At 73.4% G+C, this 25,365-nt stretch carries 27 protein-coding genes and 1 tRNA gene; 18 read left to right on the top strand and 10 right to left on the bottom strand.

Translation table 11 applies throughout. The annotated features are described in order from the left end of the window. Positions 1-2: 2 nt before the first annotated feature. The 3 genes from QOL16_RS13605 to QOL16_RS13595 all read right to left on the bottom strand — a co-directional run bounded on the left by QOL16_RS13605 (position 3) and on the right by QOL16_RS13595 (position 2,831). On the bottom strand, positions 3-248 hold the full coding sequence (locus QOL16_RS13605; RefSeq protein ID WP_065964891.1) for a MoaD/ThiS family protein: 246 nt from the start codon (positions 246-248) through the stop codon (positions 3-5). Then, a complete protein-coding gene (moaA, locus tag QOL16_RS13600) occupies positions 245-1,309 on the bottom strand; it encodes a GTP 3',8-cyclase MoaA (RefSeq protein WP_083394879.1) in 1,065 nt (354 codons plus the stop codon). The genes QOL16_RS13605 and moaA overlap by 4 nt, the downstream gene beginning before the upstream one ends. 61 nt (positions 1,310-1,370) lie before the next feature. Further along, positions 1,371-2,831, bottom strand: coding sequence for a glycosyltransferase family 87 protein (locus QOL16_RS13595; RefSeq protein ID WP_071282215.1), 1,461 nt, complete (start codon positions 2,829-2,831; stop codon positions 1,371-1,373). Positions 2,832-2,849: 18 nt separating this feature from the next. Between QOL16_RS13595 and QOL16_RS13590 the strand changes: the two genes are divergently transcribed. The 4 genes from QOL16_RS13590 to pheA all read left to right on the top strand — a co-directional run bounded on the left by QOL16_RS13590 (position 2,850) and on the right by pheA (position 6,933). Continuing rightward, positions 2,850-4,271, top strand: coding sequence for a molybdopterin-dependent oxidoreductase (locus tag QOL16_RS13590; protein ID WP_254780144.1), 1,422 nt, complete (start codon positions 2,850-2,852; stop codon positions 4,269-4,271). Beyond that, positions 4,268-4,720: a hypothetical protein gene (locus tag QOL16_RS13585; protein WP_071282213.1), complete on the top strand. Its 453-nt coding sequence runs from the start codon at positions 4,268-4,270 to the stop codon at positions 4,718-4,720. Before QOL16_RS13590 ends, QOL16_RS13585 begins: the two co-directional genes overlap by 4 nt. Positions 4,721-4,729: 9 nt before the next feature. Beyond that, a complete protein-coding gene (locus QOL16_RS17275; protein WP_370692525.1) occupies positions 4,730-5,830 on the top strand; it encodes a GNAT family N-acetyltransferase in 1,101 nt (366 codons plus the stop codon). 134 nt (positions 5,831-5,964) lie between these two features. Beyond that, positions 5,965-6,933, top strand: coding sequence for a prephenate dehydratase (gene pheA, locus QOL16_RS13570; RefSeq protein ID WP_071282211.1), 969 nt, complete (start codon positions 5,965-5,967; stop codon positions 6,931-6,933). 166 nt (positions 6,934-7,099) lie between these two features. Here the strand turns inward: pheA and QOL16_RS13565 are convergent, their stop codons facing one another. Then, positions 7,100-8,182 (bottom strand): diacylglycerol kinase family protein, encoded by a 1,083-nt coding sequence (locus QOL16_RS13565; protein WP_083394864.1) that lies wholly within the window; start codon positions 8,180-8,182, stop codon positions 7,100-7,102. Between the two features lie 94 nt (positions 8,183-8,276). Next, complete coding sequence (locus QOL16_RS13560) at positions 8,277-8,642, bottom strand: VOC family protein (protein WP_071282209.1); 366 nt, start codon at positions 8,640-8,642, stop codon at positions 8,277-8,279. 60 nt (positions 8,643-8,702) lie between these two features. Between QOL16_RS13560 and QOL16_RS13555 the strand changes: the two genes are divergently transcribed. From QOL16_RS13555 to QOL16_RS13525, 7 genes are all read left to right on the top strand, one after another. After that, complete coding sequence (locus QOL16_RS13555) at positions 8,703-9,230, top strand: MarR family winged helix-turn-helix transcriptional regulator (RefSeq protein WP_083393938.1); 528 nt, start codon at positions 8,703-8,705, stop codon at positions 9,228-9,230. Between the two features lie 94 nt (positions 9,231-9,324). After that, complete coding sequence (gene serS / locus QOL16_RS13550; protein WP_065964767.1) at positions 9,325-10,593, top strand: serine--tRNA ligase; 1,269 nt, start codon at positions 9,325-9,327, stop codon at positions 10,591-10,593. A 110-nt stretch (positions 10,594-10,703) separates the two neighbouring features. Continuing rightward, a complete protein-coding gene (locus QOL16_RS13545) occupies positions 10,704-11,552 on the top strand; it encodes an HAD family hydrolase (protein ID WP_139197424.1) in 849 nt (282 codons plus the stop codon). A gap of 110 nt (positions 11,553-11,662) precedes the next feature. Then, positions 11,663-11,747: transfer RNA gene (locus QOL16_RS13540), tRNA-Ser, on the top strand. Between the two features lie 55 nt (positions 11,748-11,802). Then, positions 11,803-12,660 carry a hypothetical protein gene (locus QOL16_RS13535; protein WP_071282206.1) on the top strand — a complete coding sequence of 286 codons (858 nt, stop codon included), beginning with the start codon at positions 11,803-11,805 and terminating at the stop codon, positions 12,658-12,660. Then, the gene (locus QOL16_RS13530; RefSeq protein WP_139266278.1) at positions 12,660-13,088 is read left to right on the top strand and encodes a PIN domain-containing protein; all 429 of its coding nucleotides are present in this window, start codon (positions 12,660-12,662) and stop codon (positions 13,086-13,088) included. Before QOL16_RS13535 ends, QOL16_RS13530 begins: the two co-directional genes overlap by 1 nt. Before the next feature lie 53 nt (positions 13,089-13,141). Then, positions 13,142-13,666, top strand: a complete 525-nt coding sequence (locus QOL16_RS13525; RefSeq protein WP_175473028.1) for a GNAT family N-acetyltransferase — start codon at positions 13,142-13,144, stop codon at positions 13,664-13,666. A gap of 192 nt (positions 13,667-13,858) precedes the next feature. Here the strand turns inward: QOL16_RS13525 and QOL16_RS13520 are convergent, their stop codons facing one another. Next, positions 13,859-14,686, bottom strand: a complete 828-nt coding sequence (locus tag QOL16_RS13520) for a LuxR C-terminal-related transcriptional regulator (protein ID WP_071282204.1) — start codon at positions 14,684-14,686, stop codon at positions 13,859-13,861. A gap of 116 nt (positions 14,687-14,802) precedes the next feature. Between QOL16_RS13520 and hxlB the strand changes: the two genes are divergently transcribed. Further along, positions 14,803-15,447 carry a 6-phospho-3-hexuloisomerase gene (gene hxlB / locus QOL16_RS13515; RefSeq protein WP_083394863.1) on the top strand — a complete coding sequence of 215 codons (645 nt, stop codon included), beginning with the start codon at positions 14,803-14,805 and terminating at the stop codon, positions 15,445-15,447. Positions 15,448-15,610: 163 nt separating this feature from the next. Then, positions 15,611-16,249 carry a 3-hexulose-6-phosphate synthase gene (gene hxlA / locus QOL16_RS13510; RefSeq protein ID WP_071246722.1) on the top strand — a complete coding sequence of 213 codons (639 nt, stop codon included), beginning with the start codon at positions 15,611-15,613 and terminating at the stop codon, positions 16,247-16,249. Between the two features lie 169 nt (positions 16,250-16,418). Here the strand turns inward: hxlA and QOL16_RS13505 are convergent, their stop codons facing one another. Continuing rightward, positions 16,419-17,831, bottom strand: a complete 1,413-nt coding sequence (locus QOL16_RS13505; protein WP_071282202.1) for a PepSY domain-containing protein — start codon at positions 17,829-17,831, stop codon at positions 16,419-16,421. 183 nt (positions 17,832-18,014) lie between these two features. On the opposite strand from QOL16_RS13505, the gene QOL16_RS13500 reads away from it, so the two are divergent. Further along, positions 18,015-18,485, top strand: coding sequence for a BLUF domain-containing protein (locus QOL16_RS13500; RefSeq protein ID WP_071282200.1), 471 nt, complete (start codon positions 18,015-18,017; stop codon positions 18,483-18,485). 103 nt (positions 18,486-18,588) lie between these two features. Beyond that, positions 18,589-19,212 (top strand): ScbR family autoregulator-binding transcription factor, encoded by a 624-nt coding sequence (locus tag QOL16_RS13495; protein ID WP_071282198.1) that lies wholly within the window; start codon positions 18,589-18,591, stop codon positions 19,210-19,212. A 24-nt stretch (positions 19,213-19,236) separates the two neighbouring features. On the opposite strand, the gene QOL16_RS13490 is transcribed toward QOL16_RS13495, so the two are convergent. After that, a complete protein-coding gene (locus QOL16_RS13490; RefSeq protein WP_175473027.1) occupies positions 19,237-19,665 on the bottom strand; it encodes a BLUF domain-containing protein in 429 nt (142 codons plus the stop codon). A 112-nt stretch (positions 19,666-19,777) separates the two neighbouring features. Between QOL16_RS13490 and QOL16_RS13485 the strand changes: the two genes are divergently transcribed. Genes QOL16_RS13485 through QOL16_RS13475 form a run of 3 tightly spaced genes read left to right on the top strand, consistent with a single transcriptional unit; the run spans position 19,778 to position 21,822 of the window. Continuing rightward, positions 19,778-20,488: an MSMEG_4193 family putative phosphomutase gene (locus QOL16_RS13485; protein WP_071282196.1), complete on the top strand. Its 711-nt coding sequence runs from the start codon at positions 19,778-19,780 to the stop codon at positions 20,486-20,488. A 33-nt stretch (positions 20,489-20,521) separates the two neighbouring features. Beyond that, positions 20,522-21,049, top strand: a complete 528-nt coding sequence (locus QOL16_RS13480; RefSeq protein WP_065963798.1) for a DUF3090 domain-containing protein — start codon at positions 20,522-20,524, stop codon at positions 21,047-21,049. Continuing rightward, on the top strand, positions 21,046-21,822 hold the full coding sequence (locus tag QOL16_RS13475) for an SCO1664 family protein (RefSeq protein WP_071282194.1): 777 nt from the start codon (positions 21,046-21,048) through the stop codon (positions 21,820-21,822). The genes QOL16_RS13480 and QOL16_RS13475 overlap by 4 nt, the downstream gene beginning before the upstream one ends. Positions 21,823-21,931: 109 nt before the next feature. On the opposite strand, the gene QOL16_RS13470 is transcribed toward QOL16_RS13475, so the two are convergent. Together QOL16_RS13470 and QOL16_RS13465 are read right to left on the bottom strand one after the other, a co-directional pair. After that, on the bottom strand, positions 21,932-23,950 hold the full coding sequence (locus tag QOL16_RS13470) for a VWA domain-containing protein (RefSeq protein ID WP_071282192.1): 2,019 nt from the start codon (positions 23,948-23,950) through the stop codon (positions 21,932-21,934). After that, positions 23,943-25,313 (bottom strand): AAA family ATPase, encoded by a 1,371-nt coding sequence (locus QOL16_RS13465; protein WP_065963792.1) that lies wholly within the window; start codon positions 25,311-25,313, stop codon positions 23,943-23,945. Before QOL16_RS13465 ends, QOL16_RS13470 begins: the two co-directional genes overlap by 8 nt. Between the last annotated feature and the right edge of the window lie 52 nt (positions 25,314-25,365).

Below are 25,365 nucleotides of genomic sequence, written 5' to 3'. Positions count from 1 at the left end.
CGCTACCCGCCCGCGAAGGGCGGCATCACGTCGACCGTGCCGACGCCGACGAGGGACGTCGAGCGGTCGCGCGTGGTGACCCCGTCGACCAGGTAGGAGCAGCGCTCCTGCAGGGCCGTCCAACGCTCGGCGTCGGCGGCGGGGACGGCGCGCAGGGCGTCGTCGAGCGTCGGCGCGGACGTCGTGGTCTCGTCGGTCCCGACGGCGGCGCGTGCCGCCGCGAAGAAGCGCAGGGTGGTCACGGTCATCCTCCGATCGCGCTCATGCCGCGTGCCGGGTGCACGATGCCGTCCACGTCGTCGCCGTGGTCGCGGGGCTTGGCCCACATCGCGCGGCGCCAGGTGTCGGTCAGGACGGCGTCGTCGGCACCCGCGCGGAGCGGTCCGAGCAGGTCGACCTCGTCGTCCGAGAACAGGCACGAGCGCACGTGGCCCTCGGCGGTCAGGCGGGTGCGGGTGCAGTCGCCGCAGAACGACTCGGTGATGCTCGCGATGATCCCGACTGTCCCGAGCAGGGCGCCGTCCCGGGTGTGCACGCGGTACCGCTCGGCGGGGGCGCCGTCGCGCGGGGCCTCGTCCGGGGTGAGCACGTACCGCTCGCCGAGGACCGCGCGGATCTCGGTCGCGGTGATCATCGTCGCGCCGTCCCAGGCGTGCCCGGGGTCGAGCGGCATCTGCTCGATGAACCGCAGTTCGTGGCCGCGCTCGAGGCACCACGCGAGCAGGTCGGTCGCCAGGTGGTCGTTGACGCCGCGGAGCAGGACCGCGTTCACCTTCACGCCGAGCCCGGCGGCGGCCGCGGCGGCGATGCCCTCGAGCACGCGGTCGAGGAACGGGCGGCGCGTGACCTCGGCGAAGACGTCGGGGTCGACGGTGTCGAGGGAGACGTTGACGCGGCGGAGTCCGGCGTCCGCCAGGGCCTGCGCCCGGTTCGCCAGGCCGATGGCGTTCGTCGTGAGCGAGAGCTCGACGCCGTGGGCGGAGCACCGCCGGACGATGTCGGCCAGGTCGGCGCGGAGGAGCGGTTCGCCGCCCGTGAACCGCACCTTGCGGACGCCGAGGTCGCGCGCCGCGAGCCCGACCAGGCGGTCGATCTCGTCGGCGGTCATCAGGGCGTCGGAGGGGATGACGGGCAGTCCCTCGGCCGGCATGCAGTACGTGCAGCGGAGGTTGCAGCGCTCGGTGAGCGAGACGCGCAGGTCGACGGCGCGGCGGCCGAACCGGTCGACCAGCGACGGGTCGTCGGCGGGGCGCGGTGTCAGCCCGGCGGTGGTGGCGCGCGCGCGGCGCAGCAGCGAGGCCGCGGGCACGGCGGTCGCCGTGGGCCGGTCGCCCGTCGCGGGCAGGATCCTCGCCGTCACCGGGCCGATGCTACCTGCCGACGCCGGTGCTGCGGGGCACGGCCGACGGTCGGTGGCCACCGACGTCGTCCCGCCAGCTCCGCGGGTCGAGCCGTCGGCCCCACCGGCGCCAGGTGTCGCGGTCGGTGCGGAGGAGCGTGACGACCAGGATCACGAGGACCGCTGCGCCGAGCCACCAGCGGAAGGCGTCGACCGAGGGCCACACCCCGCGGAGGGCGATCGCCAGGCCGAGGGACAGCCACTCCCACCGGCCGGAGAGCACCACGAACGGGATGAGCAGCAGCGCGTACCAGGGGTAGCGGGGCGTCACCGCGAGGAACGTGACGCCGATCATCAGGACCTCGGCGGACCACGGGCGCGCCGGGTCGGCGAGGCGCCACGACACCACGGCGGCGAGCAGCACGGCGAGCCCGACCAGGACCGTCGCCCCGTCGCCGGGCACGAGCAGCGACACGAGGGCGAACCGGGAGCCGTCCTCGTAGCCCTCCTCCGAGAGGTACCCGGGCAGGTAGCCGAGCACCTTCACCCCGGTCGTCAGGACGTACGGCACGTAGAGCAGGCCGAACACGGCGATGCCGACCGGGACCGCCCACCAGTGCCGCCGGCGGGAGAGCAGCGGCGGGTACACGATCGCGGGGATGAGCTTCGTCGCGGTCGCGGCTCCGAGGGTGATCCCGCCCCAGATCGGTCGGCCGAAGGCGACGAGCACGACGCCGGCCGTCGCGAGCGCGGCCCCGACCACGTCGACGTGCGAGTTCGTGACGGCCTCGGACGCGACGAGCGGCGACCACGCCCAGAGCGCGGCCCACCAGGTCGGCCGCCCGATGCGACGCAGCACCGCGACGAGCCCGACCGAGACCCCGAGCGACACGAGCAGCCCGGCCACCTGGAACGGCAGGTACTGCGCGGTCGCGGGGACGAACGCCCGAACCCCGGCGAACCAGAGCTGGGCCATGGGCGGGTAGATCGTCACGACGTCCGGCCGGTTGATCGCGACGCAGTGGCCGTCGGCACCGTCGCCGAGGCCGCGCATCCGCGGTTCGAGTGGTTTGCACGTGCCGTCGACCTTGTCCGGGAACAGCCAGTCGGGCCGCAGTCCGGCGAGCGCCCCGGACTGCGGCGTGTGCGCGTAGGGGGAGATCCCGGCGTGCTGCACGATCCCGTCCCAGGCGTACCGGGCAGAGTCGGTACTGGTGTTCGGGGGTCCCACGAGCGCCGCGACCCCGACGACGACCGCGCCGCCGAGGACGATCCGGGTCGCCCACGCACGGGGGACGGACCGGAGCGCGAGGGCCGCACCTGCGAAGACGGTCCAAGCGATGAGCGTCCAGCCTACGAATGGTGCACGATGACCGGCACGGAGGAACCCCAGATGCGTGACGCCGTAGGCGATGACACCGGCGAGCACCAGCACGCCGACGACGGCCAGGACGGTCGGCAGGAGTCGGGCGGCGCGCTGTCGGTGGCTCATGGTGCCCCGAGGGTATCCGTGCTGCGACGGCTCCTGCTGGACGCCCGTGCCGCGATGGCCTCGCCGAACCGGAACGCCCGCTCGGCGGTGGTGTGGGGCCGACTGCTCGGCGTCGCGTTCCTCGTCTGCTTCGTCACCGGCGTCTACAGCCACCTGCTCCAGGACCCGCTGCCGGGCATGCGCTTCCCGACCCGACCGGTGCAGCTCTACCAGTTCACGCAGGGCCTGCACATCACCGCGGGCATCGCGATCATCCCGCTCCTGCTCGCGAAGCTGAACGCCGTGATGCCGGCGCTGGCCCAGGTCCCGCCGGTCCGGGGCGTGCTGCACCTGCTCGAACGGCTGTCGATCGCGGTGCTCGTCGCGTCGGCGCTCGTGCAGGTCGCGACCGGCCTGGTGAACACGTACCAGTGGTACCCGTGGCCGTTCCCGTTCCGCCAGGTGCACAACGCGCTGGCCTACGTCATCATCGGCTCGATCGTGCTGCACGTGGGTGTGCAGCTCCGGATCATCGCGCGGTACTGGCGGGCGCGCGACTCGTACGACGCCGAGGGCCGCTTCGTGGTGGACCCGTCGGTGGGCAGCGAGCTGCTGCCGCCGACCGGCCTGGAGGCGCACCCCACCGCCGGCGCGTCCGCTGCGGCCGTGCCGGCGGCCGGGCCCTACCCCCGTGGTCTGACCGGACGCGTGCTGCGGTGGGTGGACGGGCCGGCTGCGCCGGCCAGCGGCGCCCAGGAGGCCGCGCCGGACGCTGCGCCGACCGGTGACGGCCCGTCGGCCGACGCGACGGACGCGGGGCGGGCCTCCCGTCCGTCCACCGAGGCGACCACCGGTCGTCGTGAGCTGGTCGCCCGACGCGGGTTCGTGGCGGGCGTGACGGCCGCGACCGTCGGGGTCGTCGCCCTGACCGCCGGGCAGTCGAACCGGCTGCTCGAACCGCTCAACGTCTTCGGCGCGCGGCAGCGGCACGTCGGCCCGAACGCGCTCCCGGTGAACCGCACGGCACGCGCCGCCGGGGTGCTCGCGACCGCGACGGCGGCCGACTGGACCCTGACGGTCGTCGGACCGGACGTCACCCGGTCGTTCTCGCGGGCGGAGCTCGTCGCGCTCGGCACCGACACCGCCGAGCTGCCGATCTCGTGCGTCGAGGGCTGGAGCCAGACGGCGAGCTGGCGGGGCGTGCGGATGCGGGACCTGCTCGCGGCCGTCCAGGCCGACCCGGCGTCGTCGCTGCGGATCACGAGCCTCGAACGGAGCGGTGGGTACCGCGTCACCGAGATGGGGCCCGAGTACGCCGCCGATCCGACGACCCTCGTGGCGCTCGAGGTGAACGGCGCGACGCTCGACCTCGACCACGGGTTCCCGGCCCGGGTCATCGCACCCGGCAGACCCGGCGTGCTGCAGACGAAGTGGATCGGGAAGATCGAGGTGATCCGATGAGGGCCGCACGCATCGTGCTCGTCGTGCTCGGCGTGCTGGTGATCGCGTTCGGGGCGACCGTCCTCGTGACGACGGTCCGACCGAACCGCATCTGGGGGCTGGCGACGTGGTTGCTCGGCGCGGTGGTGCTCCACGACGTCGTGCTGTCGCCGTTCGTCGTCGGCGTCGGGCTGCTGCTCCGCCGGGCGGGACGGTCGCTCCGCGCCTGGGTGCTCGTCGTCGTGCAGTCGGCGGTCGTGCTCGGCAGCGTGCTCGCCCTCGTCGTGGTGCCCGAGATCGCCGCGAAGGCGCACGGGCAGAAGAACACCACGGTGCTGCCGTTCGACTACACGACGCGGCTGCTCGTCGTCGAGGGCGTGCTGCTCGCGGTCGTCGTCGTCGCGCTCGTGGTCGGGGTCGTCCGCGCGCGCCGGACGCCACCACTGGTTGCATCGACAACCAATCAGTAGGGTGGGTGGATGACCGACGAGACACCGTGGCTGACGCGTGCGCAGCTCCGCGCCTGGATGAAGCTCGTCGCGGTCATGGAGCTGCTGCCGGCGGCGCTCGACCAGCAGCTGCAGCGGGACGCCGACCTGACCCACTTCGACTACATGGTGGTCGCGATGCTGTCCGAGACCGAGTCGCGCACGCTCCGGATGTCGGCGCTCGCCTCGGCCACGAACGCGTCCCTGCCGCGGCTGTCGCACGTGGTGTCGCGGCTCGAGAAGCGCGGCCTGGTGCGGCGCTGCCCCTCGGTCGACGACCGGCGGGCCACCGATGTCCGGCTCACCGACGCCGGGTACGACGCGATCGTCGCCGCGGCCCCGGACCACGTCCGCACGGCACGGCGGTTCGTCGTCGACGCCCTGACCGACGAGCAGGTCGGGCAGCTCGACGACATCACGCGGGCGTTGCTCGAGCGCCTCGACCCCGAGGGGCGGTTCGCGGCGCTGACGTACCCGCGGGGTGACGACGAGGTGCTGTGCGAGCAGCGGCTGACCGGTGCCGGGGAGGCGGCGCCCGGTGCGGAGGCGGGGGCGGAGCCCGGCGCGGGGGCGGCGGTCCCCGGCAGTGCAGCGGCCGCGCTGCCGGAGGTCGACGGCGTGCGCTTCCGTGCCGTGACCGCGGACGACGAGCAGCTGCTGCGCCGTGCCACGCTCGCCGCGATGAACTGGCAGGCCGCGACCTTCACGGACGCCGACCTGGACCGGCCGGAGTTCGCGCACTACTGGCAGGGCTTCGACCCCGCGCGGGACCACGGCGTCGTCGCGGTCGACGACGACGGGCCGGTCGGGGTGGTCTGGGCGCGCTTCCTGCCCGAGGACGACCCCGGGTACGGGTTCGTGGCGGCAGACGTGCCCGAGCTCACCATCGCGGTCGAGCCGCGGGGGCGGGGGCGGGGGATCGGTGGTGCGCTCCTGGCCCGGCTGCTCGACGCCGGACGCGCGGCCGGGTGGCCCGGCGTCAGCCTGAGCGTCGAGGACGGCAACACCGGGGCGCGGATGCTCTACGAGCGGGTCGGGTTCCGGACCGTCGGGCGGAACGGCGACTCGGACACGCTGCTCGTCCGGTCCTGAGGGGCAGGGGCCGGCCGGGCGGGGCCGACGGGGCGTGCCGGACGCGGCCGGGGTCCGACCTGGCGGGGCTGACGGAGCCGGCCGGACGCGGCCGGGGCGGGCCGGTGGTGCTGGTACACCAGTAGGCTCGCCGCATGACCGAGCGCGCCGAGCCGACCGACACGTACTCCTACCTCGGACCCGCCGGCACGTTCACCGAGGCGGCGCTCAAGCTCGTCGAGGCCGCCGCGGGCAAGCCCTGGCGCAGCGTCAACAACGTCGGCGAGGCGCTCGACGACGTCGTCACCGGCCGCTCGGTCGGCGCGGTGATCGCGATCGAGAACAGCGTCGACGGCGGGGTGAGCGCCACGCAGGACGCCCTCGCGCGGATCCCCGGCGTGCGGATCGTGGGGGAGTACCTCGTCCCCGTCGACTTCGTGCTCGTCGCCCGGCACGGCACGACACTCGCCGACGTCCGGACCGTGAACGCGCACCCGGTGGCGTACGCGCAGACCCACAAGTGGCTCGAGGCGAACGTGCGGGGGCACGGGCACATCCCGGCGTCGTCGAACGTGGCCGCCGCGACGGCACTGCTCGACGAGCACCCGGTCGCCGACGCCGCCGTCGCCCCGCCGGGGATCACCGACCACCACGACCTCGCCGTGCTCGCGACGTCGATCGGCGACAACGCGAGCGCGGTCACCCGGTTCGTCCTGGTGTCGCGCACGCTCGCGATCCCACCGCGCACGGGCGCCGACAAGACGAGCATCATCGTCGAGCTGCCCGCCGACCACCCCGGTGCCCTGGTGGACATGCTCGAGCAGTTCGCCACGCGGGGGATCAACATGGGCCTGCTGTCCTCGCGGCCGATCGGCGACGAGCTCGGGCGGTACCGGTTCGTCGTCGACCTGGACGGGCACGTGCACGACGAGCGGGTGGCGGACGCGCTGCTCGGCCTGCGCCGGTTCAGCCCGCGCGTGACGTTCCTCGGGTCGTACCCGCGGGCCGACGGCTTCCGCCCCGAGGTGTCGGCGCGCTACTCCGACGAGGCGTTCGTCGAGGCGCGGGACTGGCTCCGCGCGATCGTCTCGGGCGAGCCCGAGCCCGACCCCGACGCGGCCTGAGTCGCGCAGCGCGTCGCCGGTGCCCGCGCGCTGGTTCGACGCGCTCACGAACAACGGAAGGCACGCCGCGCCACGGTTTCCCGTGGTTCGACGTGCCTTCCGTTGTGCGGAGCGCGCCCGGCCCGGCGCGACCCCGTCCGGCCCGAGCGGCCCCGCCCGGCCCCCGTCAGCTGTGGTCGTGCTCGACGCGGCGGGTGTTCCGCGTCTGGTCCTGGGGACCTGCGACCCGCACCGTGAGGCCGCCGGCGTCGATCCTCGCCCGGAACGCGACGACCTCGCCGACCGGGTCGCCGTCGATCTCGAACTCGTCGGGCCGCTCCAGGCGTGCCACGAAGTCCTTGCCGCGGATGTAGCGCAGGGGGCGTTCCTCGCGGGCCGCGGTCGCGATCCGCTTGCCGACCTGGGTCTGCCCGATCTTCGAGCGGCGGAAGGAGCGCAGGATCGCGTTCTCCCAGAACACCCGGGCCCCGATGCGGACCCAGCCGAAGAAGCCCCGGGGCCGCATGACGACGACGTCGAACACGCCGTCGTCGATCTCGGCGTCGGGCAGCAGCGTCGCGCCGGCCTGGAGCATGCCGCAGTTCCCGACGATCAGGGAGTGCGCGCGGACCGACTGGTTGCCGTCCCCGTCGAGCCGGTACCGGAACTCGAACGCGTCGGCGTCCCGCACCGAGCGGAACAGCGAGTCGACGTAGGCGAGCCAGCCGACCTTCTTCTTGAGCTCCGGCTTGGTGTTCGCGAGCATGCGGGCGTCGAGCCCGAGGCCGGCCATCACGACGAAGCCGTACTGCTCGCGCTCGCCCCCGGGCCGCTCGATCTCGAGCTCGCCGAAGTCGATGGCGCGGTCCTCGCCGCGGAAGATCGTCCGGATGCTCGCGCCGATGTCGTCGATCGGCGCGGGGATGTTCCGGGCGAGCAGGTTCCCGGTGCCGCTCGGGAGGAGGGCGAGCACGGCACCGGAGCCGTGCACGACCTCGGCCACGGCGCGGACGGTGCCGTCCCCACCGGCGGCGGCGACCACGTCGGCACCGGCCTCGAGGGCGGCCTTCGCCATGCCGCCGCCCGGGTCCTCCTCGCTGGTCTCGAACCACAGGGTCTCGGCCCAGCCGGCCTCCTGCTCGTGCTTCGCGACGGTGCGCTTCAGGGTCTCCAGGTGCACCTTGACCGGGTTGTAGACGACCGCGGCGGTCTTCTGCTCGGTCGGGAGGGCGTCCTGGCCCGCGGGCGCGGTCTCCGATGGTGTCGACATGCCCTCGACGTTACCGATCGGGCCCTGCGAGCGGACGGCCGCCCGCGCAGACCGGCACCGCCCGGCCGCCCGCCGCCCCGCCGCTCCGCCCGTGTCAGCGCCGGTCGTGCAGCGTGATCGTGTAGCCGTCCGGGTCGGCGAAGGCGAACGTGCGCCCGAACGGTCCGTCGAACGGCTCGGTGACGATCGTGTGCCCGTCGGCGACCAGTGCGTCGTGCACGGCCTGCACGTCGGTCGCGTGGAACCACAGCGCGACGCCGAGGGCCGGCTGTCCGGCGGTCAGGTCGGTCCCGGGCACGAGGTCGCGCAGGGCGAACGCGATCGGCTCGGTCTGGAACACGACGGCGTGCGGCGGTCCGGCGGGGGACCGGACGAGTCCGAGGTACTGCTCGTAGAACGCCTGCGAGGCGTCGAGGTCGCGGACCTGCAGCGAGGTGAAGTCGATCCCGGTGGCGGGCATGGTGTGCTCCTTCTTCTGTGTCAGATGACTGACACGCACAACCTATGTCAGACTCCTGACATGCGTCAAGACGACCACGCCGCACCCACCCGGACCGACACCGTTGCCGACACCGGTCCCGACGCCGCTCCAGGCGCCGACCGCATCGAGCTCGACACCTCCGTCGGCTACGTCCTCAAGCAGGCGGCCAGCGCCCTCCGTGCCGCGATGGAGGACGCCCTCCGCCCCCTCGGCATGACCGTCACGCACTACTCGTGCCTGGAACTCCTGGCCCAGCGCCCCGGCCTGTCGAACTCCGAGCTCGCGCGCGGCACGTTCGTCACCCGCCAGTCCATGAACACGCTCCTGCAGCAGCTCGAGCGCGACGGCGTCGTCACGCGCTCCGCACCCACCGCGGGCAGGGTCCAGCCGACGACGCTGACCGCCGCCGGGCACCGGCAGCGCGAGCAGGCGAGTGCCGCCGTCCGCGGCGTCGAGCTGCGGATGACGCGCGACCTCGACGACGCGGGCCGCGCAGCGGCCTTCCGCCTGCTCCGCGGGATGGTCGCCGCCCTGCGCGACCAGCCGCCGACGGACGCGACCGACTGACGGACGGGAGGCGCGGTGCACGCCCGCACCGCGCCTCCCGTCCGTCACCCGGTCCCGCCGAGGGGCCGTGACCTGCGCTGGGTAGGATGACCCGGTGATCGATCTCCAGCTCCTGCGCGACCACCCGGACGTCATCAAGGCCTCGCAGGAGGCGCGTGGCGCCTCCGTCTCCGTCGTCGACGACGCGGTCGCCGCGGACGCCGCCCGACGCAGCGCGATCACCGCGTTCGAGGCGCTCCGCGCCGAGCAGAACGCGTTCGGCAAGACCGTCGCCAAGGCCCCGAAGGACGAGAAGGCCGCGCTCGTGCAGCAGGCGCAGGCGCTCGCCGCGAAGGTGAAGGAGGCGCAGGCCGAGGTCACCGCGGCCGAGGAGTCGTTCGACCGCGTCGTCCGGTCCATCCCGAACGTCGTGCTGCCGGACGTGCCGAAGGGCGGCGAGGACGACTTCGTCACGCTCCGCACCGTCGGCACGAAGCCGTCGTTCACGTTCGAGCCGAAGGACCACGCCGACCTCGGCGAGCACCTCGGCATCATCGACATCCCGCGCGGCGTGAAGGTCTCCGGCTCGCGGTTCTACTTCCTCCGCGGCCTCGGTGCCCGGCTCGAGATCGCGCTCATGAACCTCGGACTCGACCGCGCCGTCGAGCACGGCTTCGAGCCGCTCATCACCCCGACGCTCGTCCGCCCCGAGACCATGGCGGGCACCGGGTTCCTCGGCGAGCACGCGGCCGAGGTCTACCGGCTCGAGGCCGACGACCTGTACCTGACCGGCACGAGCGAGGTCGCCCTCGCCGGCTTCCACGCCGACGAGATCCTGTCGTTCCCGGAGTCGGGCGACCCGATCCGCTACGCCGGCTGGTCGACCTGCTACCGCCGCGAGGCCGGCTCGGCGGGCAAGGACAACCGCGGCATCCTCCGCGTGCACCAGTTCAACAAGCTCGAGATGTTCTCGTACGTCCTCCCCGAGCAGGCCGAGGCGGAGCACCAGCGTCTCGTCGCCATGCAGGAGTCGATGATGCAGGACCTCGGGCTGCACTACCGCGTCATCGACGTCGCCGGGGGGGACCTCGGCACGAGCGCCGCGCGCAAGTACGACATCGAGGCGTGGGTCCCGACGCAGGGCACCTTCCGCGAGCTGACCTCGACCTCGAACTGCACGACGTTCCAGGCCCGTCGTCTCGATACCCGCTACCGCACCGAGAGCGGCAAGACCGCCCCGGTGGCGACGCTGAACGGCACGCTCGCGACCACGCGCTGGATCGTCGCGATCCTCGAGACGCACCAGCAGGAGGACGGCTCGGTCGTCGTGCCCGAGGTGCTGCGGCCGTACCTGGGCGGCGTCGAGGTCATCGAACCCCGATGAGTGCGCAGGGACGGTTCGTCGACGGGTCGGCGCAGGGTGGCGGGGCTGCCGCTGCGGGCGGTGCTGACGCTGCTGGTGGCGCGGTTGCCGCGGGCGCGGCTCCTGGCGGCGTGGTTGGCGCGGTTGCGGGTGCAGGCGCGGGTCTCGCTGCTCCGGCGCGGACGAAGCGCTGGCTCGTGGCGCTCGACGTCGACGGCACCACGATGCGCGAGGACGGGGTCATCACCGAGCCCGTCGCCGCCGCGGTCCGTGCCGCCGAGGCCGCCGGGCACGAGGTCATGCTGAGCACCGGGCGCAGCGAGGGCATGACGATCCCGCTGCTCGACCGGATCGGCATCCGCCCGAAGTACGTCGTGTGCGCGAACGGGGCGCTGATCCTGGGGCGACGCGAGGACGGCTCGTACGAGCGCGTGCACGTCGAGCGGTTCGACCCGACCGAGGTGCTGCAGACCATCCACGGGGCACTCGTCGACGCGGCGTTCGGCGTCGAGGACGAGACCGGGCACTTCCTGCTCTCCGGCAACTTCCCCGACGACACCATGACGGTCTCCGGCGAGCACGTGCCGTTCGAGCAGCTGCTCGGCGTCGAGGCCACCCGGGTCGTCGTCATCTCGCCCGGGCACGACACCGAGGACTTCCTGCAGGTCGTCGAGCGGATGGGCCTGCACAAGGTCTCGTACTCGGTCGGCTGGACCTCGTGGCTCGACATCGCTCCCGAGGGCGTGACGAAGGCCACGGCCATGGAACGGGTCCGCGAGTGGCTCGACATCCCGCGCTCCCGCGTCATGGCGGCGGGCGACGGGCGGAACGACATCGACATGCTGCGGTGGGCCTCGACCTCGGGTCGTGGCGTCGTGATGGGGCAGGCGCCGTCCGACGTCGTCGACGCCGGGAACGAGCTCACGGGCGGGGTCGCTGACGACGGGCTGGCCGCGGCGCTCGACGCGCTGCCACGCTGACGGTCGATGCGCTGCTGCGCTGATCGTCGACAGGGCTGCCGCGCCCGCGGTCGACGCGGCCGGTAGACTGCTCGGGACGCGATCACGTCTCGCCACGTGGTCGCGTCGCTGGAGGGTTGTCCGAGCGGCCGATGGAGCCTGTCTTGAAAACAGGTGGGCAGTGATGTCTCGTGGGTTCGAATCCCACACCCTCCGCAACCGTCCTCAGGGGCGCGCAGCTTGCTGTGATCACGGGAGGGGCAGATCGCTCATGAGTTCGTCGTACGACTTCCGCCTGATCGATGCAGATCTCCCGCAGGGAGAAATCGACGTAGACGACGTCCTGCAGATCCTCGGCAAGCTGCAGGAAGTGGCAGTCCGCGTCGGGAGGGTCGCTGCCGACGCGGCGCATCGCGGTCGCCCATCCGCGCAGGTCGAGCGGCTGTCGAAACTCCGGCTGACTGGTCTGTCCGCGGGGAGCACGGTGATCCAGGTCACGCGAGCGTCCGAGCACTCGAAGCTCGACTTCGACCTCGCTGAGGAGCAGGACTTCGATCGACGCTTCGACGCCCTCCTCTCGGGAATTCTCGTGAACGAACGCCCGCAGGACGCCAACGAGAGCACCGCAGCTTCGGTGGCAGACCTGATCGCCGCCTTCCGGCGAGCCGCCCCGCGCCTCGAAGTCCGCGTTGATGGCAGGTCTCGGGGAGAGGCGTCCACCGAGTCGCTGCGCGCCGACGTCTGGCGGCCAGGGCTGCGAGAGACGGAGGATGTCGTCATCGAAGGTTGGCTCGAGAAGGTCGACATCCGCTCGGGTGGCTTCCGGGTTCGCGATGCCGTCGGGATCGCATACCCGCTTCCGAAGGTCCGGTCCGCTGCGGAGACGTCCGCGCTCATCGGTCGCCGCGTTCAGGTGGAGGGGACAGCAGAACGGAACGAGCGCGGAGAGGTCGTTGCCATCCGCTCAGCGGTCGTGCGTCCCGCGCCTGACCACCTCAAGGGTGCGGCGCTCGCACGGGCGATACCGGTGGAAGAGATCCTCAGCCCCGAGGCGTCACTCGGAACGGCGGAAGCACTGGCCTTGACCAGGGAAGAGCAGGACAGCTTCCTCGACGCGATGGGCCTCTGATGTCCGGGCCGGTCGTCATCGACACCGACGTCTACAGTCACGTCATCGTTTCTCCTGAGGCGGCCGCAGCCCGAGGTGTGCCGGTTGACGACTGGCGACGTGCACTCGCGGGGAGGCCGGTGTTGCTGTCGTTCCAGACCCGGGCCGAACTCATCAGTGGCTTTCGCGCCGCTCGATGGGGTGAACGGCGTTTCGGTGAAGCGTTGCGTTCCCTGGAGGCTTACCCGACCATCGGCGTCGATACCGAAGTGCTGTCATCGTTCGTCGACCTGACGATCGCTTGTCGGGCCTCGGGTCATGCGCTCCATGCAAAGGTGCACACTGCCGACCGTTGGGTTGCTGCGTGCGCGATCGCGAAGAAACTTCCGCTCCTTGCCGCTGATCGGATCTACGCGTCCGCACCCGGTCTCGATCTCCTGCCATTGTGAGACGCGATGATGATCCTGACCGCGTTTCATCCCTCGGATCCGCGCGACGGGATGTGAGCACCCGCCTCCGCCTGGTCGAGTCCGGCGACGCCGCCGAACTCGCGGCCGTGGTGCGCGCGAGCGCCGACCACCTGCGGCCGTTCGAGCCGAGCCGGACGCCCGAGTACTACACCGAGGCGGGACAGCGTCGCACGATCGGGCTGCTGCTCGCGGCGGCGCAGACCGGGAGCTCGGTGCCGTTCGTCATCACGGACGACGACGGCGAGCTGCTCGGGCGCATCACGCTGAGCGGGGTCACCCGAGGGGCGCTGCAGTCCTGCGCGCTCGGGTACTGGGTCCGCGCGGACCGCACCCGGCAGGGACACGCGACGCGGGCGGTCGGGCTCGCGGTGGACCACGCGTTCGGGAAGCTCGGGCTGCACCGGGTGCAGGCCGAGACCCTGCCCGAGAACACCGCGTCGCAGCGGGCGCTCGAGCGCAACGGGTTCGTCCGGTACGGGCTCGCGCCGCAGTACATCCACATCGACGGGGCGTGGCGCGACCACGTCATGTTCCAGCTGCTCGCGCCGTCGGCCTGACGCCGGCCGGCAGCGGCCCCGGGGGTCGGCCCCGCCGTCCGCACAACGGGAAGCACGTCGCGCCGTGGAACGACGTGGTGCGAGGTGCTTCCGGTTGTGCGCGAGCACGTCGCACCAGCACACGGCGGACGGAGACACGACGCGCGGCCGATCGGCGCGGCGGACGGAGACGCCGGCACGCCGGCCGACCGGTCAGGCGCGGGCGCCGAGGGCGGCGAGCTCCGCGCGGGTGCGGGCACCGTGCTTCCGGAGCAGGTTCGCCACGTGGTACTTGACCGTGTTCGGGCTGATGCCGAGGCCCTCGGCGATCTCGCGGTTGCCCACGCCGGTGACGACGAGCCGCAGCACGTCGCGCTCGCGGTCGGTCAGGTCGGCGTCCTCGGGCACGTCGACGGCACCGGGCGCGGGGTCGAGGGGGAGCGCGATGTCGAGCGTGGACCCCCACCCGGGCGTCGAGTCGACGTGCAGGGTCCCGTCGAGGGCGACGACCCGCTCGGCGATCGGCCGGACCGCGTCGTCGTGGGCGTCGAGCGTGCCGGCGCCGTCGTCGCGGAGCTGCACGAGCAGGTTCCGGCCGTCGCAGTCCCACTGGATCCGGACCCGCCGCGCGACGCCGTCGTCGACGAGGGCGAGCACGGCCGTCCGGACGATCGCGCGGGCCCCGTGCGCGACGTCCCCGGGGAGTGCCCGACCGGTCGCGGGCGGCTCGACGAACTGCACGTCGAGGTCGCCGAAGCGGACGAGCGGGCGCAGGTCGGCCCGGAGCCGTGAGAACGCCCCCGTGACCGGTTCGAGCAGCGTGCTGCGCTGCCGGTCCGTCACCGTGCGGAGTTCGACGAGCGCGGCCGAGGCGATCTCGACGGCCTCGGTCCGGGCTGCCGTGTCCGACAGGCGCGGGGAGCGGAGCACGGCGAGGACGGACTCGAGGGTCAGCGCGTGTCGGTCGGCCTGCTCGGCCACGGTGCGGGCGTGCTCCGAGGCGGCGAGCCGACTGGCGGGGGTCCGGGTGGTGTCGGTCACGGGGACCGAACCTACCCGCCCCACCCCGTGACGCGGCCCCCTCCCACCCGATCGGACGGGACGGCAGCCCGGCCGGGCGGCGGCGGACCCAGGCGCACCGGAGCAGCATCGTTGCCATGCACAACAGCAGCACGGCCGACCACGGCAGCACGGGCGACGGCGCCGGCACCGCCGACCACGGGAACGCGGGCGACGACGCCACGACGGCCGACGCCCTGGAGCTCATCGCCGACGAGCTCCAGGACCTGGCGGACGCCGTCCTCGACGCCGACCAGGCCCCGTCCGAGCGCGCCCTCGAGCTGCTCGCCGACGCCGAGCGCGTGTTCGTGCACGGCGCGGGCCGGTCGGGGCTCGCGCTCCGGATGACCGCGATGCGCCTCATGCACCTCGGGCTCGAGGTGCACGTCGTCGGCGAGGTCACGACCCCCGCGATCGAGCGGGGCGACGTGCTCCTCGTCGCGAGCGGCTCCGGGACGACGAGCGGCATCGTGCAGGCCGCGCGCACCGCGGTCGACGTCGGCGCGCGGGTCCTCGCGGTGAGCACGACCGACGACTCCCCGCTCGCGGCCCTCGCGGACACGACGCTCGCGCTGCCCGCGGCGACGAAGACCGACCGCTCCGGCACGGCCTCGGCGCAGTACGCGGGGAGCCTCTTCGAGCAGGGTGTCGTGCTCCTCGGGGACGCCCTGTTCCACGCGCTCTGGCAGCGCAGCGGTCACGACGCCGACGACCTGTGGCCGCGGCACGCCAACCTCGAGTGACCGCCCCGCGGCACGCCGCCCGAGCGTGGCCGCCCCGGGGCACGCTGCGCGAGCGTGACCGCCCCGCGGCACGCCGCGCGAGCGTGACCGCCCCGCGGCACGCCGCCCGAGCGTGACCACCCGTTCCGACACCCCCACAAACCACCACCGGAAGGACACCACCATGCAGCTCCAGTTCGCCATGGACACCCTCACCACCGAGCACGCCCTCGAGCTCGCCGGCAAGGCCGCCCCGTACGTCGACGTCATCGAGCTCGGCACCCCGCTCATCAAGAGCGCCGGCCTCTCCGCGATCACCGCGGTCAAGCAGGCGCACCCGGACAAGGTCGTCTTCGCCGACCTCAAGACGATGGACGCCGGCGAGCTCGAGGCCGGCATCGCGTTCGACGCCGGTGCCGACCTCGTCACCGTCCTCGGCGTCGCCGGGGACAGCACCATCGCCGGCGCCGTCAAGGCCGCGAAGGAGCACGGCAAGGGCATCGTCGTCGACCTGATCGGCGTCGAGGACAAGGCCGCCCGCGCCAAGGAGGTCGTCGCACTCGGCGCCGAGTTCGTCGAGATGCACGCCGGGCTCGACGAGCAGGCCGAGGAGGGCTTCACCTTCGAGACGCTGCTCCGCGACGGCGAGGCCTCGGGCGTGCCGTTCTCGGTCGCCGGCGGCATCAAGCCCGAGACGGTCGGCGCCGTCCAGGCGTCCGGCGCCCGCATCGCGGTCGCCGGCAGCGCGATCTACAGCGCCGACGACGTCGCGGCCGCCGCGAAGGCGCTCCGCGACGCGATCACGGAGTCGGCCTCGGCCTGATCCGCACCAACCTGACGGACGGGAGGCGCGGTGCCGGCTGGCACCGCGCCTCCCGTCCGTCACACGGTCACCCCGGTGCGCGACCGGAACGAGGCGACCAGCGCCTCCCGTCCGTCAGCCGGTCGCGCCGGTGCGCGACCGGAACGAGGCGACCAGCGCCTCCCGTCCGTCAGTCGGTCGCGCCGGTACGCGACCGGAACGCGGTGACCAGCGCGTCGACCAGCAGGAACCCGAGCAGGGTGACGCCCACCGTCGGCAGCAGCAGCGCGAGCCCGATCGCGACGACCACGACGGCCACCGCACCCCACCAGGGCGCGCGGGCGAGCGCACCCTCGGCCGGTGCGCGGCCGACCCGGCCGCCCGGGACACGGCGCTGCCACCACATCACGTACCCGAGGACGACCATCGCGGCGATCCCGAGCGCGGCCAGGAGCAGGACGATCTGGTTCGGCAGCCCGAACAGTGCACCCATGTGTGTGTTGACGCCGAGCTTCGCGGCCTTGGCCATCAGCGGGTAGTCGTCCCACGAGACCCGTGACACCGCGGTCATCGTGCCCGGGTCGACCGCGACGGCGTTCATCGCGACCGGCCAGCTGAGCTTGATCTCCTCGACGGTCCACGCCTGGTCGGTGGTCGCGGCCGGTCGGATGCGCACCTCGTCGGCACGCACGCCGGACGCGCGGGCGACGGCGAGGACCTCGTCGAACTGCTCGGGCGTGACCGTGGCGGGGGAGCCGGCGGCGGTCGTCCCGCCGCCGTGGTGCTCGGCGTGCTCGCCGGCCGACATCGACATCGCCGCCGCGCTACCGAGTGTGGTGTCGACCGTGGGCGCCTGCCAGCTCAGCGCCGAGCGGAGCGCCGTCACGTTGTCCCCGGCGAAGTGCGACCACGTGATGCCCGTCGCCGACAGGAAGAGCGTGCCGAGGAGCACCCAGGCGCCCGTGGCGGCGTGCCACGAGAACGTGCGGCGGTACCCGCGGGCGCGGTTGTCGGGCACCACGAGGTCCCGCTTGCGGCGTGCGCGACGGATCCGGAAGGCCTTGAGCGCGATCCCGGCCAGCGACACGATCCCCAGCCAGGACGCGGCCGTCTCGCTGTAGAGCCGTCCAGCGTCGCCGAGGAACAGGCTGCGGTGGAACGTGCTCACCCAGGTGCGGAACGGCAGTGACCCGGACGTGCCGTACACGGGCAGGTCGCCGCGGACCTCGACGTCGCCCGGGTCGACGAACACGGCGCGGGTCTGCGACTCGAGCAGCCCCGCCTCGCTGAACTGCACGCGGGTGGTCGCGCCGGGCCCGGGGGCGGGACGGACCTCGACGACGGTGTCGTCCGGGTGGTGGGCGGCCACGTACCGCTCGGCGGCGGCGACCTGGTCGGCGAGCGGCCGTGCGGACGCGGTCGACGACGCCGTGAGCTCGTGCTGGTACAGGACCGGTTCGATCGACGGGGCCAGCGCGTAGACGGCTCCGGAGAGCGCGGCGACGAGGATGAAGGGGCCGACGAAGAGTCCGGCGAGGAAGTGCAGGCGGAGCAGGAGCTGGGCGTACCAGCCCCGTGACGGCGGCGGAGCGGTGCTGGGCATCGGGGCGCGGGGTCCTGTCGGGCGGAGGGCGCGACACCGTGCCGCGCGACCATGATTCTACGAGATGTAGAAGCACGATGCGAACCGGACCCGAGCGGCGCGCCCATCCGGTCTCCGCACTCGGGTGCGGTGTGCGGACGACCGCGTTGACCGGTGTCCGCGGGTGGACGGAGACTGGCGCCGATGACATCGCTCTCCTCCCACGTGTACATGTCCGTCGCGGTCGACGACCTGACGGACGACGCCCTCGTCGCCATGCTCCGTGAAGCCCGACTGCGCAACGAGGCGCTCGGGGTCTCCGGGCTCCTGCTGGCCAAGGGCGGGCGGTTCATGCAGGTGCTCGAGGGGCCGACGTGGAGCGTCGCCGACCGGTTCGCCGCGATCGAGCGCGACCCCCGGCACCACGGCGTCAAGTCGCTGTCCCGCGAGACGATCGACGCCCGCCGCTTCGACGGCTGGTCGATGGCGTTCGGCAACCCCTCGGACGTCGAGGTCCGCGACGAGCCCGGCTTCAGCACGTTCCTGACCGAGCGCTCCGGGCTGCCCGCGGGGCTCGCCGGAAGCCCGGCCGACTGGCTGCTCCGGTGGTTCCGCGGGCGCGAGCTGCTCGACCTGCCCGAGGAGCGCGTCTCCCTCGCGCGGCACGCCGCGTAGCCCGACCGCAGGGCGTCGCACGCCCGGCCCGGGTGGCGACCACCCCCTGACTGGAGGCGCGGGGCTGGCAGGCACCGCACCCGGCGTCCGTGAGACTGGACCCGTGGACCGACGCGAGCAGATCCTGGTGGCCGCGGCCGAGGAGATGGACCATGTCGGCTACGCCGCCACGACCATCGCCGCCGTCGCGCGCCGCGCCGGCGTGCCGCAGGGGACGCTCCACTTCCACTTCCGGACGAAGCTCGCGCTCGCCCTCGCGGTGATCGACGAGCAGAACGCCCGGACCTTCGCGTCGGTCGAGCACGCCGACGCGTCGCCGACCGCGGCGCTCGTGCGGGCGTCGAAGGGCATCGCCGACCAGCTCCGGACCGACCCGATCGTCCGGGCCGGCATCCGGCTCTCGCTCGAACGCGGGGAGTTCGCCGGGGCGACGTCGTCGTTCTACGAGCAGTGGATCGGCGGGATCGTCGACGTCTTCCGCCTCGCGCTCGCGAGCGGGGAGCTGCGGACCGACCTGACCGCCGAGGAGCTGGGCGGGTCCGTCGTGCCGTACTTCACGGGGGTGCAGCTCGTGGCCGAGGTGCGGAGCGGCCGGGCCGACCTGGACCCGGCGGTCGCCGTGATGTGGCGCGTCGTCCTGGCTGCCACCGCGGCTCCCGCGCACCGGGCACGGTTGCTCGCGGTGGTCGAGGAGACCTTCGACAGGGCCGGGGTCAGCGGTCGGTGACGGGTCCCTCGCGGACGGGTCGGGTCAGCGGTCGGTGAGCTCGCGGTCCCGGAACCACTTGAGCAGCCAGGCGGCGCTCGTCCGGTCGAACTCGCGCGTGAAGTCCATCGTGCCGGACAGGAACGGGCTGAAGCCCTCCTCGCCGTGCAGGTCGGCGTCGTCGAGCGAGCGGTAGGCCATCGACCACCCGTCGAACCGGCGGCGCTCGATGTCCTCGCGGACGAGCGACTTCACCTCGCCGTGCCGCGGGTCGCGGGAGATCGCGGCGAAGCGGTCGTCGACGCTCCACGCCGGCCCCTCGAGCAGCTGCATGAACCGGCCGCCCTTCGCCACGAGCAGGCCCGAGACGCCGAGGGCCTCGTTGCGCAGCCGTGACCCGTGCAGGAGCTCGGCCAGGGCGTCGTCGTCGAAGGGCACCGCCGAGCGGCTCATGTAGACGATCGAGACGAGCACCGGACCATGATGGTGCATCGCCCCGGGAGTGCCGGACACTGTCCGCGAGCCGCACGGCACGAGCCCGCCCCGGCGGCGCCCGGGCACGCGGTGGCCGCCTAGGATCGAGCGCATGGCGACCGTCCTCCTCCTCCGGCACGGGCGCACCACGGCGAACGCGACCGGTGTGCTCGCCGGCCGGACCGCCGGGGTGTCCCTCGACCGCGTCGGCCGCGAGGAGGCCGACCGTGCCGCGGCCCGCATCGCGCCGATCCCGCTCGCCGCCCTCGTCACGAGTCCGCTCGAACGCTGCCGCCAGACGGCCCGCGCGGTCCTCGCCCAGCAGCAGGGCGACCCCGAGGTGCGGGTCGAGCGCGCGATCACCGAGGCGGACTACGGGCAGTGGCAGGGCCGGAAGCTCGCCGACCTGGCGAAGGAGCCGCTCTGGCGGACCGTGCAGGCGAACCCGAGCGCGGTCGTGTTCCCCGGCGGCGAGTCCATGCAGACCATGCAGTCCCGCGCGGTCGCGGCGATCCGCCGCATCGACGCCGAGGTCGAGGCGGTGCACGGCCCGACCGCGGTCTGGGTCGCGGTGAGCCACGGCGACATCGTGAAGTCCGTGCTCGCCGACGCGCTCGGGATGCACCTCGACCTGTTCCAGCGGATCGCGGTCGGACCGGCCTCGGTGTCCGTCGTGCGCTACGGCGAGCACCGGCCCGAGGTGGTCGCGACGAACACCGACTCGGGTGACCTCGCCTGGCTCGCCGCGGCCCCGGCGCCGTCGGGCGACGCCGCGGTCGGCGGGGGAGCGGGCCACGGGGAGCCGGACTCCGCGCGACCCTGAACACGTGCACGCGGGCGCTCCTACAATCGGGGCATGCCCACCATCGTGCACGGCTTCGACTGGCCGGAACGTCTCGTCGTCGGGACGGTCGGCCGCCCGGGTGAGCGCGCCTTCTACCTGCAGGCCCGGGACGGCAAGCGGGTGACGAGCGTCGCCCTCGAGAAGGAACAGTCCGCGGTCCTGGCCGACAAGGTCGCCGAGCTGCTCGACGAGGTCGCCACCGTGGAGGACAACCGCTTCAGCGTGCCGCCGTCCGCGCCGACCGAGCTCCGGGACGCCGGACCGCTCGACCAGCCGGTCGAGCCCGAGTTCCGCGCCGGGGCCCTGAGCCTCGGCTTCGACCCGGCGACCGCGCAGGTCGTCATCGAGGCGTACCCGATCGACGACGAGCTCGAGATCGTCACCGAGACCGACGAGGACGGCGACGAGGTCGAGTCCGTGGTCGAGATCCCCGAGCCGGCCGAGGTCTTCCAGGTCAAGATCCCCGTCGGCAGCGCCCGCGCCTTCGTCGAGCGGACGCGCGAGGTGGTCGCCGCCGGACGACAGCCCGGCGACGCATGAGCGACGGGTCGCCCGCGCCCGACGGGGCCCTGACGATCCGCGCCCGGATCCGCGAGGCGTCGAACGCCACCTTCCTCGCCGAGCTGGACGGCGAGTCCGTCGTCTACAAGCCGGTGCAGGGCGAGAAGCCGCTCTGGGACTTCCCGGACGGCACGCTCGCCGGCCGCGAGGTCGCCGCGTTCCTCGTCTCCGAGGCGTTCGGCTGGGGCGTCGTCCCACCGACCTGGCTCGGCGACGGCCCCTTCGGCCCCGGCATGGTGCAGCGCTGGCAGGACGTCGACCCCGACCAGGACGCGGTCGACCTCGTCCCGACCGAGGAGGCCGACGCCGAGGGGTCGCCCTGGCTGCCCGTCCTCGAGGCGATCGACGAGCACGACCGGCCGGTGACCCTCGTGCACGAGGACACCGCGGCCCTGCGCCGGATGGCCGTGTTCGACGTCGTCGTGAACAACGCGGACCGCAAGGGCGGGCACGTCCTCGCGATGCCCGACGGCCACCGGTACGGCGTCGACCACGGGCTCGCCTTCCACGTCGAGCACAAGCTCCGCAGCGTGCTGTGGGGCTGGATCGGCGAACCGCTCGACGCCGACGAGCTCGAGGGACTCGACCGGGTGTCCGAGGCGCTCCGCGGGGACCTCGGCACCGCGCTCGAGGAGCACCTCACGCCGGCCGAGATCGACAACACCCGGGCCCGCTGCGCCGCGCTCCGCGCGGTCGGGGTGTTCCCGCCGCCGCCGGGGCACGGCCCGGCCGTGCCCTGGCCCCTGTTCTGACCCGCCGCCGCCCCGTCGGTCCCGCCGGGTCGCGCGCGAGGTGCGTGGCGACGGACGGGAGGCGCGGTGTCGACCGGCACCGGGCCTCCCGTCCGTGGGGTGGTCGCGTCTAGGTCCCCCACTCGTCGCGGGGGAACCCGCTGGTCCCGCCGTGGCGGGACCCGAGGTACGAGCCGACGACGGCGACCCCGAGGTCGTCGTTCTCCGGTGCCACCACGGTGCCGTCGACCCGGCGTGCCATCGCGTCGACGAACCGCGCGAGCCCGGGGTCGTCGCCGAGGCGGAAGAACGTCGTCTGTGCCCCGAGCCGTCCGGCGTTCTCGAGCTCCCGGACCGACAGGGCGATCGTCACCGGGTCGGGCGGGTAGCCGAACCACACCTGGCCGTCCGGCTCGAGGTGCGACGTGGGCTCGCCGTCCGTCACGATGAGCAGCACCGGCTGGGCGGCGGGGTGCTTGCGGAAGTGCCGGTTCGCCAGGAGCAGGGCGTGGTGCAGGTTCGTGCCCTTGTCCCACTGGGCGTCGAGGCCGACGAGCTGCTCGACGTCCATCACCTCGGCTTCGCGACCGAACGCGATGAGCTGCAGGTCGTCGCCGCGGAACCGGGTGCTCACGAGCGTGTGCAGCGCGAGGGCGGTGCGCTTCATCGGGACCCAGCGGTCCTCCATCGCCATCGAGAACGAGGTGTCGACGAGGAGCGCCACGCACGCCTGCGTCCGGGCCTCGGTCTCCTGGACCTCGACGTCGTCGATCGTCAGTCGGACGCCGGGGCCGCTCCGGCCGTCGGCGGCGGTGCGGACGAGCGCGTTCGTGATCGAGCGGGGGAGGTCCCACGTCTCGGTGTCGCCGAACGCCCACGGACGGGTGGCGCCGGACGGCTCACCGGACGCCCCCGAACGGCGGAGGTCACGCGCGCCCTGCCGGCCGGACATGCGCTCGGCGACGTCCTTGAGCAGGCTCTTGCCGAGCTGTCGCATGGCCTTCGGTGTGAGGCGGAGCTGCCCGTCGGTGCCGCGCTTCACCGCGCCCGAGTTCCGCAGGGCCTGTTCGAGGGCCTGCAGGGTCTTCGCGTCGACGGCCGCCTCGTCGCCGAGCTGCCGCTGCAGCGCGTCGAGGTCGAGGTCCGCCAGGTCCGAGCCGGGGCCGGACTGCGCGAGCTGGTCAGCGAGGGCGTCGAGGTCGGCGATGTCCTGGAACACCCCGGTCCCGTCGCCGAGCCCGAGGCCCTGCTCGCCGTCCATGCGCTCCGAGCCGCCCCAGTCCTCGCCGGGACGGAGCGAGCGGAGGGTGTCGTCGAGCTGGCCCAGCTCGCGCATCAGGTCCGGCGAGCCGAAGGCCTGCTGCGCAAGGGCGTCGAGCTCGTCACGCTGCTCCTGCGTCATCGAGTTGCGCATCCGCTGCGCGGCCGCGGCCCGGGCGGCCAGGTCGTCGAGCAGTTCCTCGACGTTCGCCGGGTCCGACGGGAAGTGCTGCCCGTGCCGGGCCATGAACGCGTCGAACTGCTCCTGGGTGTCGGTCCCGTCGCGGTGGTCGGCGAGCAGCTGGTTGAGGTCCCGCATCATCGCGGCAACGGCGGCGCGGTCCTCGTCGGTCGCACCCTCGAGGGCCTGCTTCATGCCGGCGAAGCGCTGGTCGAGCACCTCCCGGCCGAGCAGGTCCTTGATCGCCTCGTACCGCTGCCGGGCCTGCGGGCTCTTCCAGTCGTAGCCGCTGAGTTCCTGCACGGCGGCCGCGGGCGAGGGTGACAGGCTGTCGAGCTGCACCTCGGCGAGGGCACGGTCGGCGTCGTCGATGTCGACGTTGCGCGCGAGCTCGCCCCGTTCGGCGAGGACGGCCTCGTCGAGGAGCCGCTGCACCTGCTGCAGCGTGCCGTCGAGGTTGTTCCGGCTCGTCAGCTCCCGGCGCCGCTCGGCGACCCGGCGCATGAGGTCGTCGAGGCCGCGCTGGGTCGCGCCGCCGCGGCGGAGGAACTCCCGGATCGCCCGCTCGGGCGAGGTGCCGCCCATGACGTCCTCGCCGATGGCGTCGAGCGCCTCGGACAGGTCGACCGGGGGCGCGAGCGGGTCGGGCCCGCCCTCGTACGGGCCGTACCGGGCGTCGCGGCTGAGGCGCCGGTTCTGCCTAGCCATAGACGGCCTCGCCGCCGCCCGACTCCTTGCTGATCCGGCGGGCCAGGAAGAGTCCTTCGAGTGCGAGTTCGATCGCGCCGGCACGCTCGCCGTCGTCGGTCGCACCGAGGCGCTCGCACACCTGGTCGTACAGGTCGGACTCGCCGATCGACGGCAGCCCCTCGAGGAACGCCCGCGCGCTGACCTGCTCGCCGGTGGTCACCATGGTGCCGCCGTCGAGGGCCTCGATGAGCACGTCGAAGTCGAGCCCCCGGAAGCGGGAGCGGACCGTCTCGGCCGTCGCGGTCCGGAGCAGGTGCTCGAGGACCTCGTCCGCGCGGTCCTCCTCGCCGTTCTCGAACTCGATCTTGCCGCCGAGCACGTCGACCGCCGTCTCGAGGTCGATCGGCCGGGCCACGGCGTGCTCCTCGCCCTGCCGTGCGGCACGGTGCACGGCCGCCGCGGCGATCGTCTCGGCACCGGCGATCGCGAACCGGGCGCTGACACCGCTGCGCTGGTCGACCGCGCTGGACTGCCGGAGCGCACGGGTGAACCGCGCGAGGATCTCGACCAGCGCGTCCGGCACGTCGGCGGTGAGCTGGGCCTCCTGGCGGATGACGGCGACCTCGTCGGCGAGCTCGATCGGGTAGTGCGTGCGGATCTCGGCGCCGAAGCGGTCCTTGAGCGGCGTGATGATCCGGCCGCGGTTCGTGTAGTCCTCGGGGTTCGCGCTCGCGACGACGAGCACGTCGAGCGGGAGGCGCAGCACGTAGCCGCGGACCTGCACGTCGCGCTCCTCCATCACGTTGAGCATCGCGACCTGGATGCGCTCGGCGAGGTCGGGCAGCTCGTTGATCGCGACGATGCCGCGGTGGCCGCGGGGGATCAGCCCGAAGTGGATCGTCTCCGGGTCGCCGAGGCTGCGGCCCTCGGCGACCTTCATCGGGTCGACGTCGCCGATGAGGTCCGCGACGCTCGTGTCCGGCGTCGCGAGCTTCTCGACGTAGCGCTCGTCACGGTGGCGCCACGCGACGGGCAACGCGTCGCCGAGCTCGGCAGCGCGGCGGATGCTCTCGGTCGTGATCGGGTCGAACGGGTGCTCGCCGAGCTCGGAGCCGTCGATGACCGGCGTCCACTCGTCGAGCAGGCCCTGCAGCGAGCGGAGCAGGCGGGTCTTGCCCTGCCCGCGTTCACCGAGCAGCACGAGGTCGTGCCCGGCGATGAGCGCACGCTCGAGCTGGGGGACGACCGTGGTCTGGAAGCCGTGCAGGCCGGGCCAGGGGTCGCGGCCCTCGCGGAGAGCCTGGAGGAGGTTGTCGCGGATCTCGGCGCGGACCGACTTCTGGACGTGTCCAGCAGCGCGGAGCTCGCCGACCGTGCTCATGGTTGGTCGGGTCACGCTTCCGACGGTACGCCCGCGCACCGACACGGCGGAC

Source organism: Curtobacterium sp. MCBA15_004 (assembly GCF_001865055.2).
Lineage (GTDB): Bacteria > Actinomycetota > Actinomycetes > Actinomycetales > Microbacteriaceae > Curtobacterium.
This window is presented reverse-complemented; position numbering and strand designations above follow the sequence as displayed.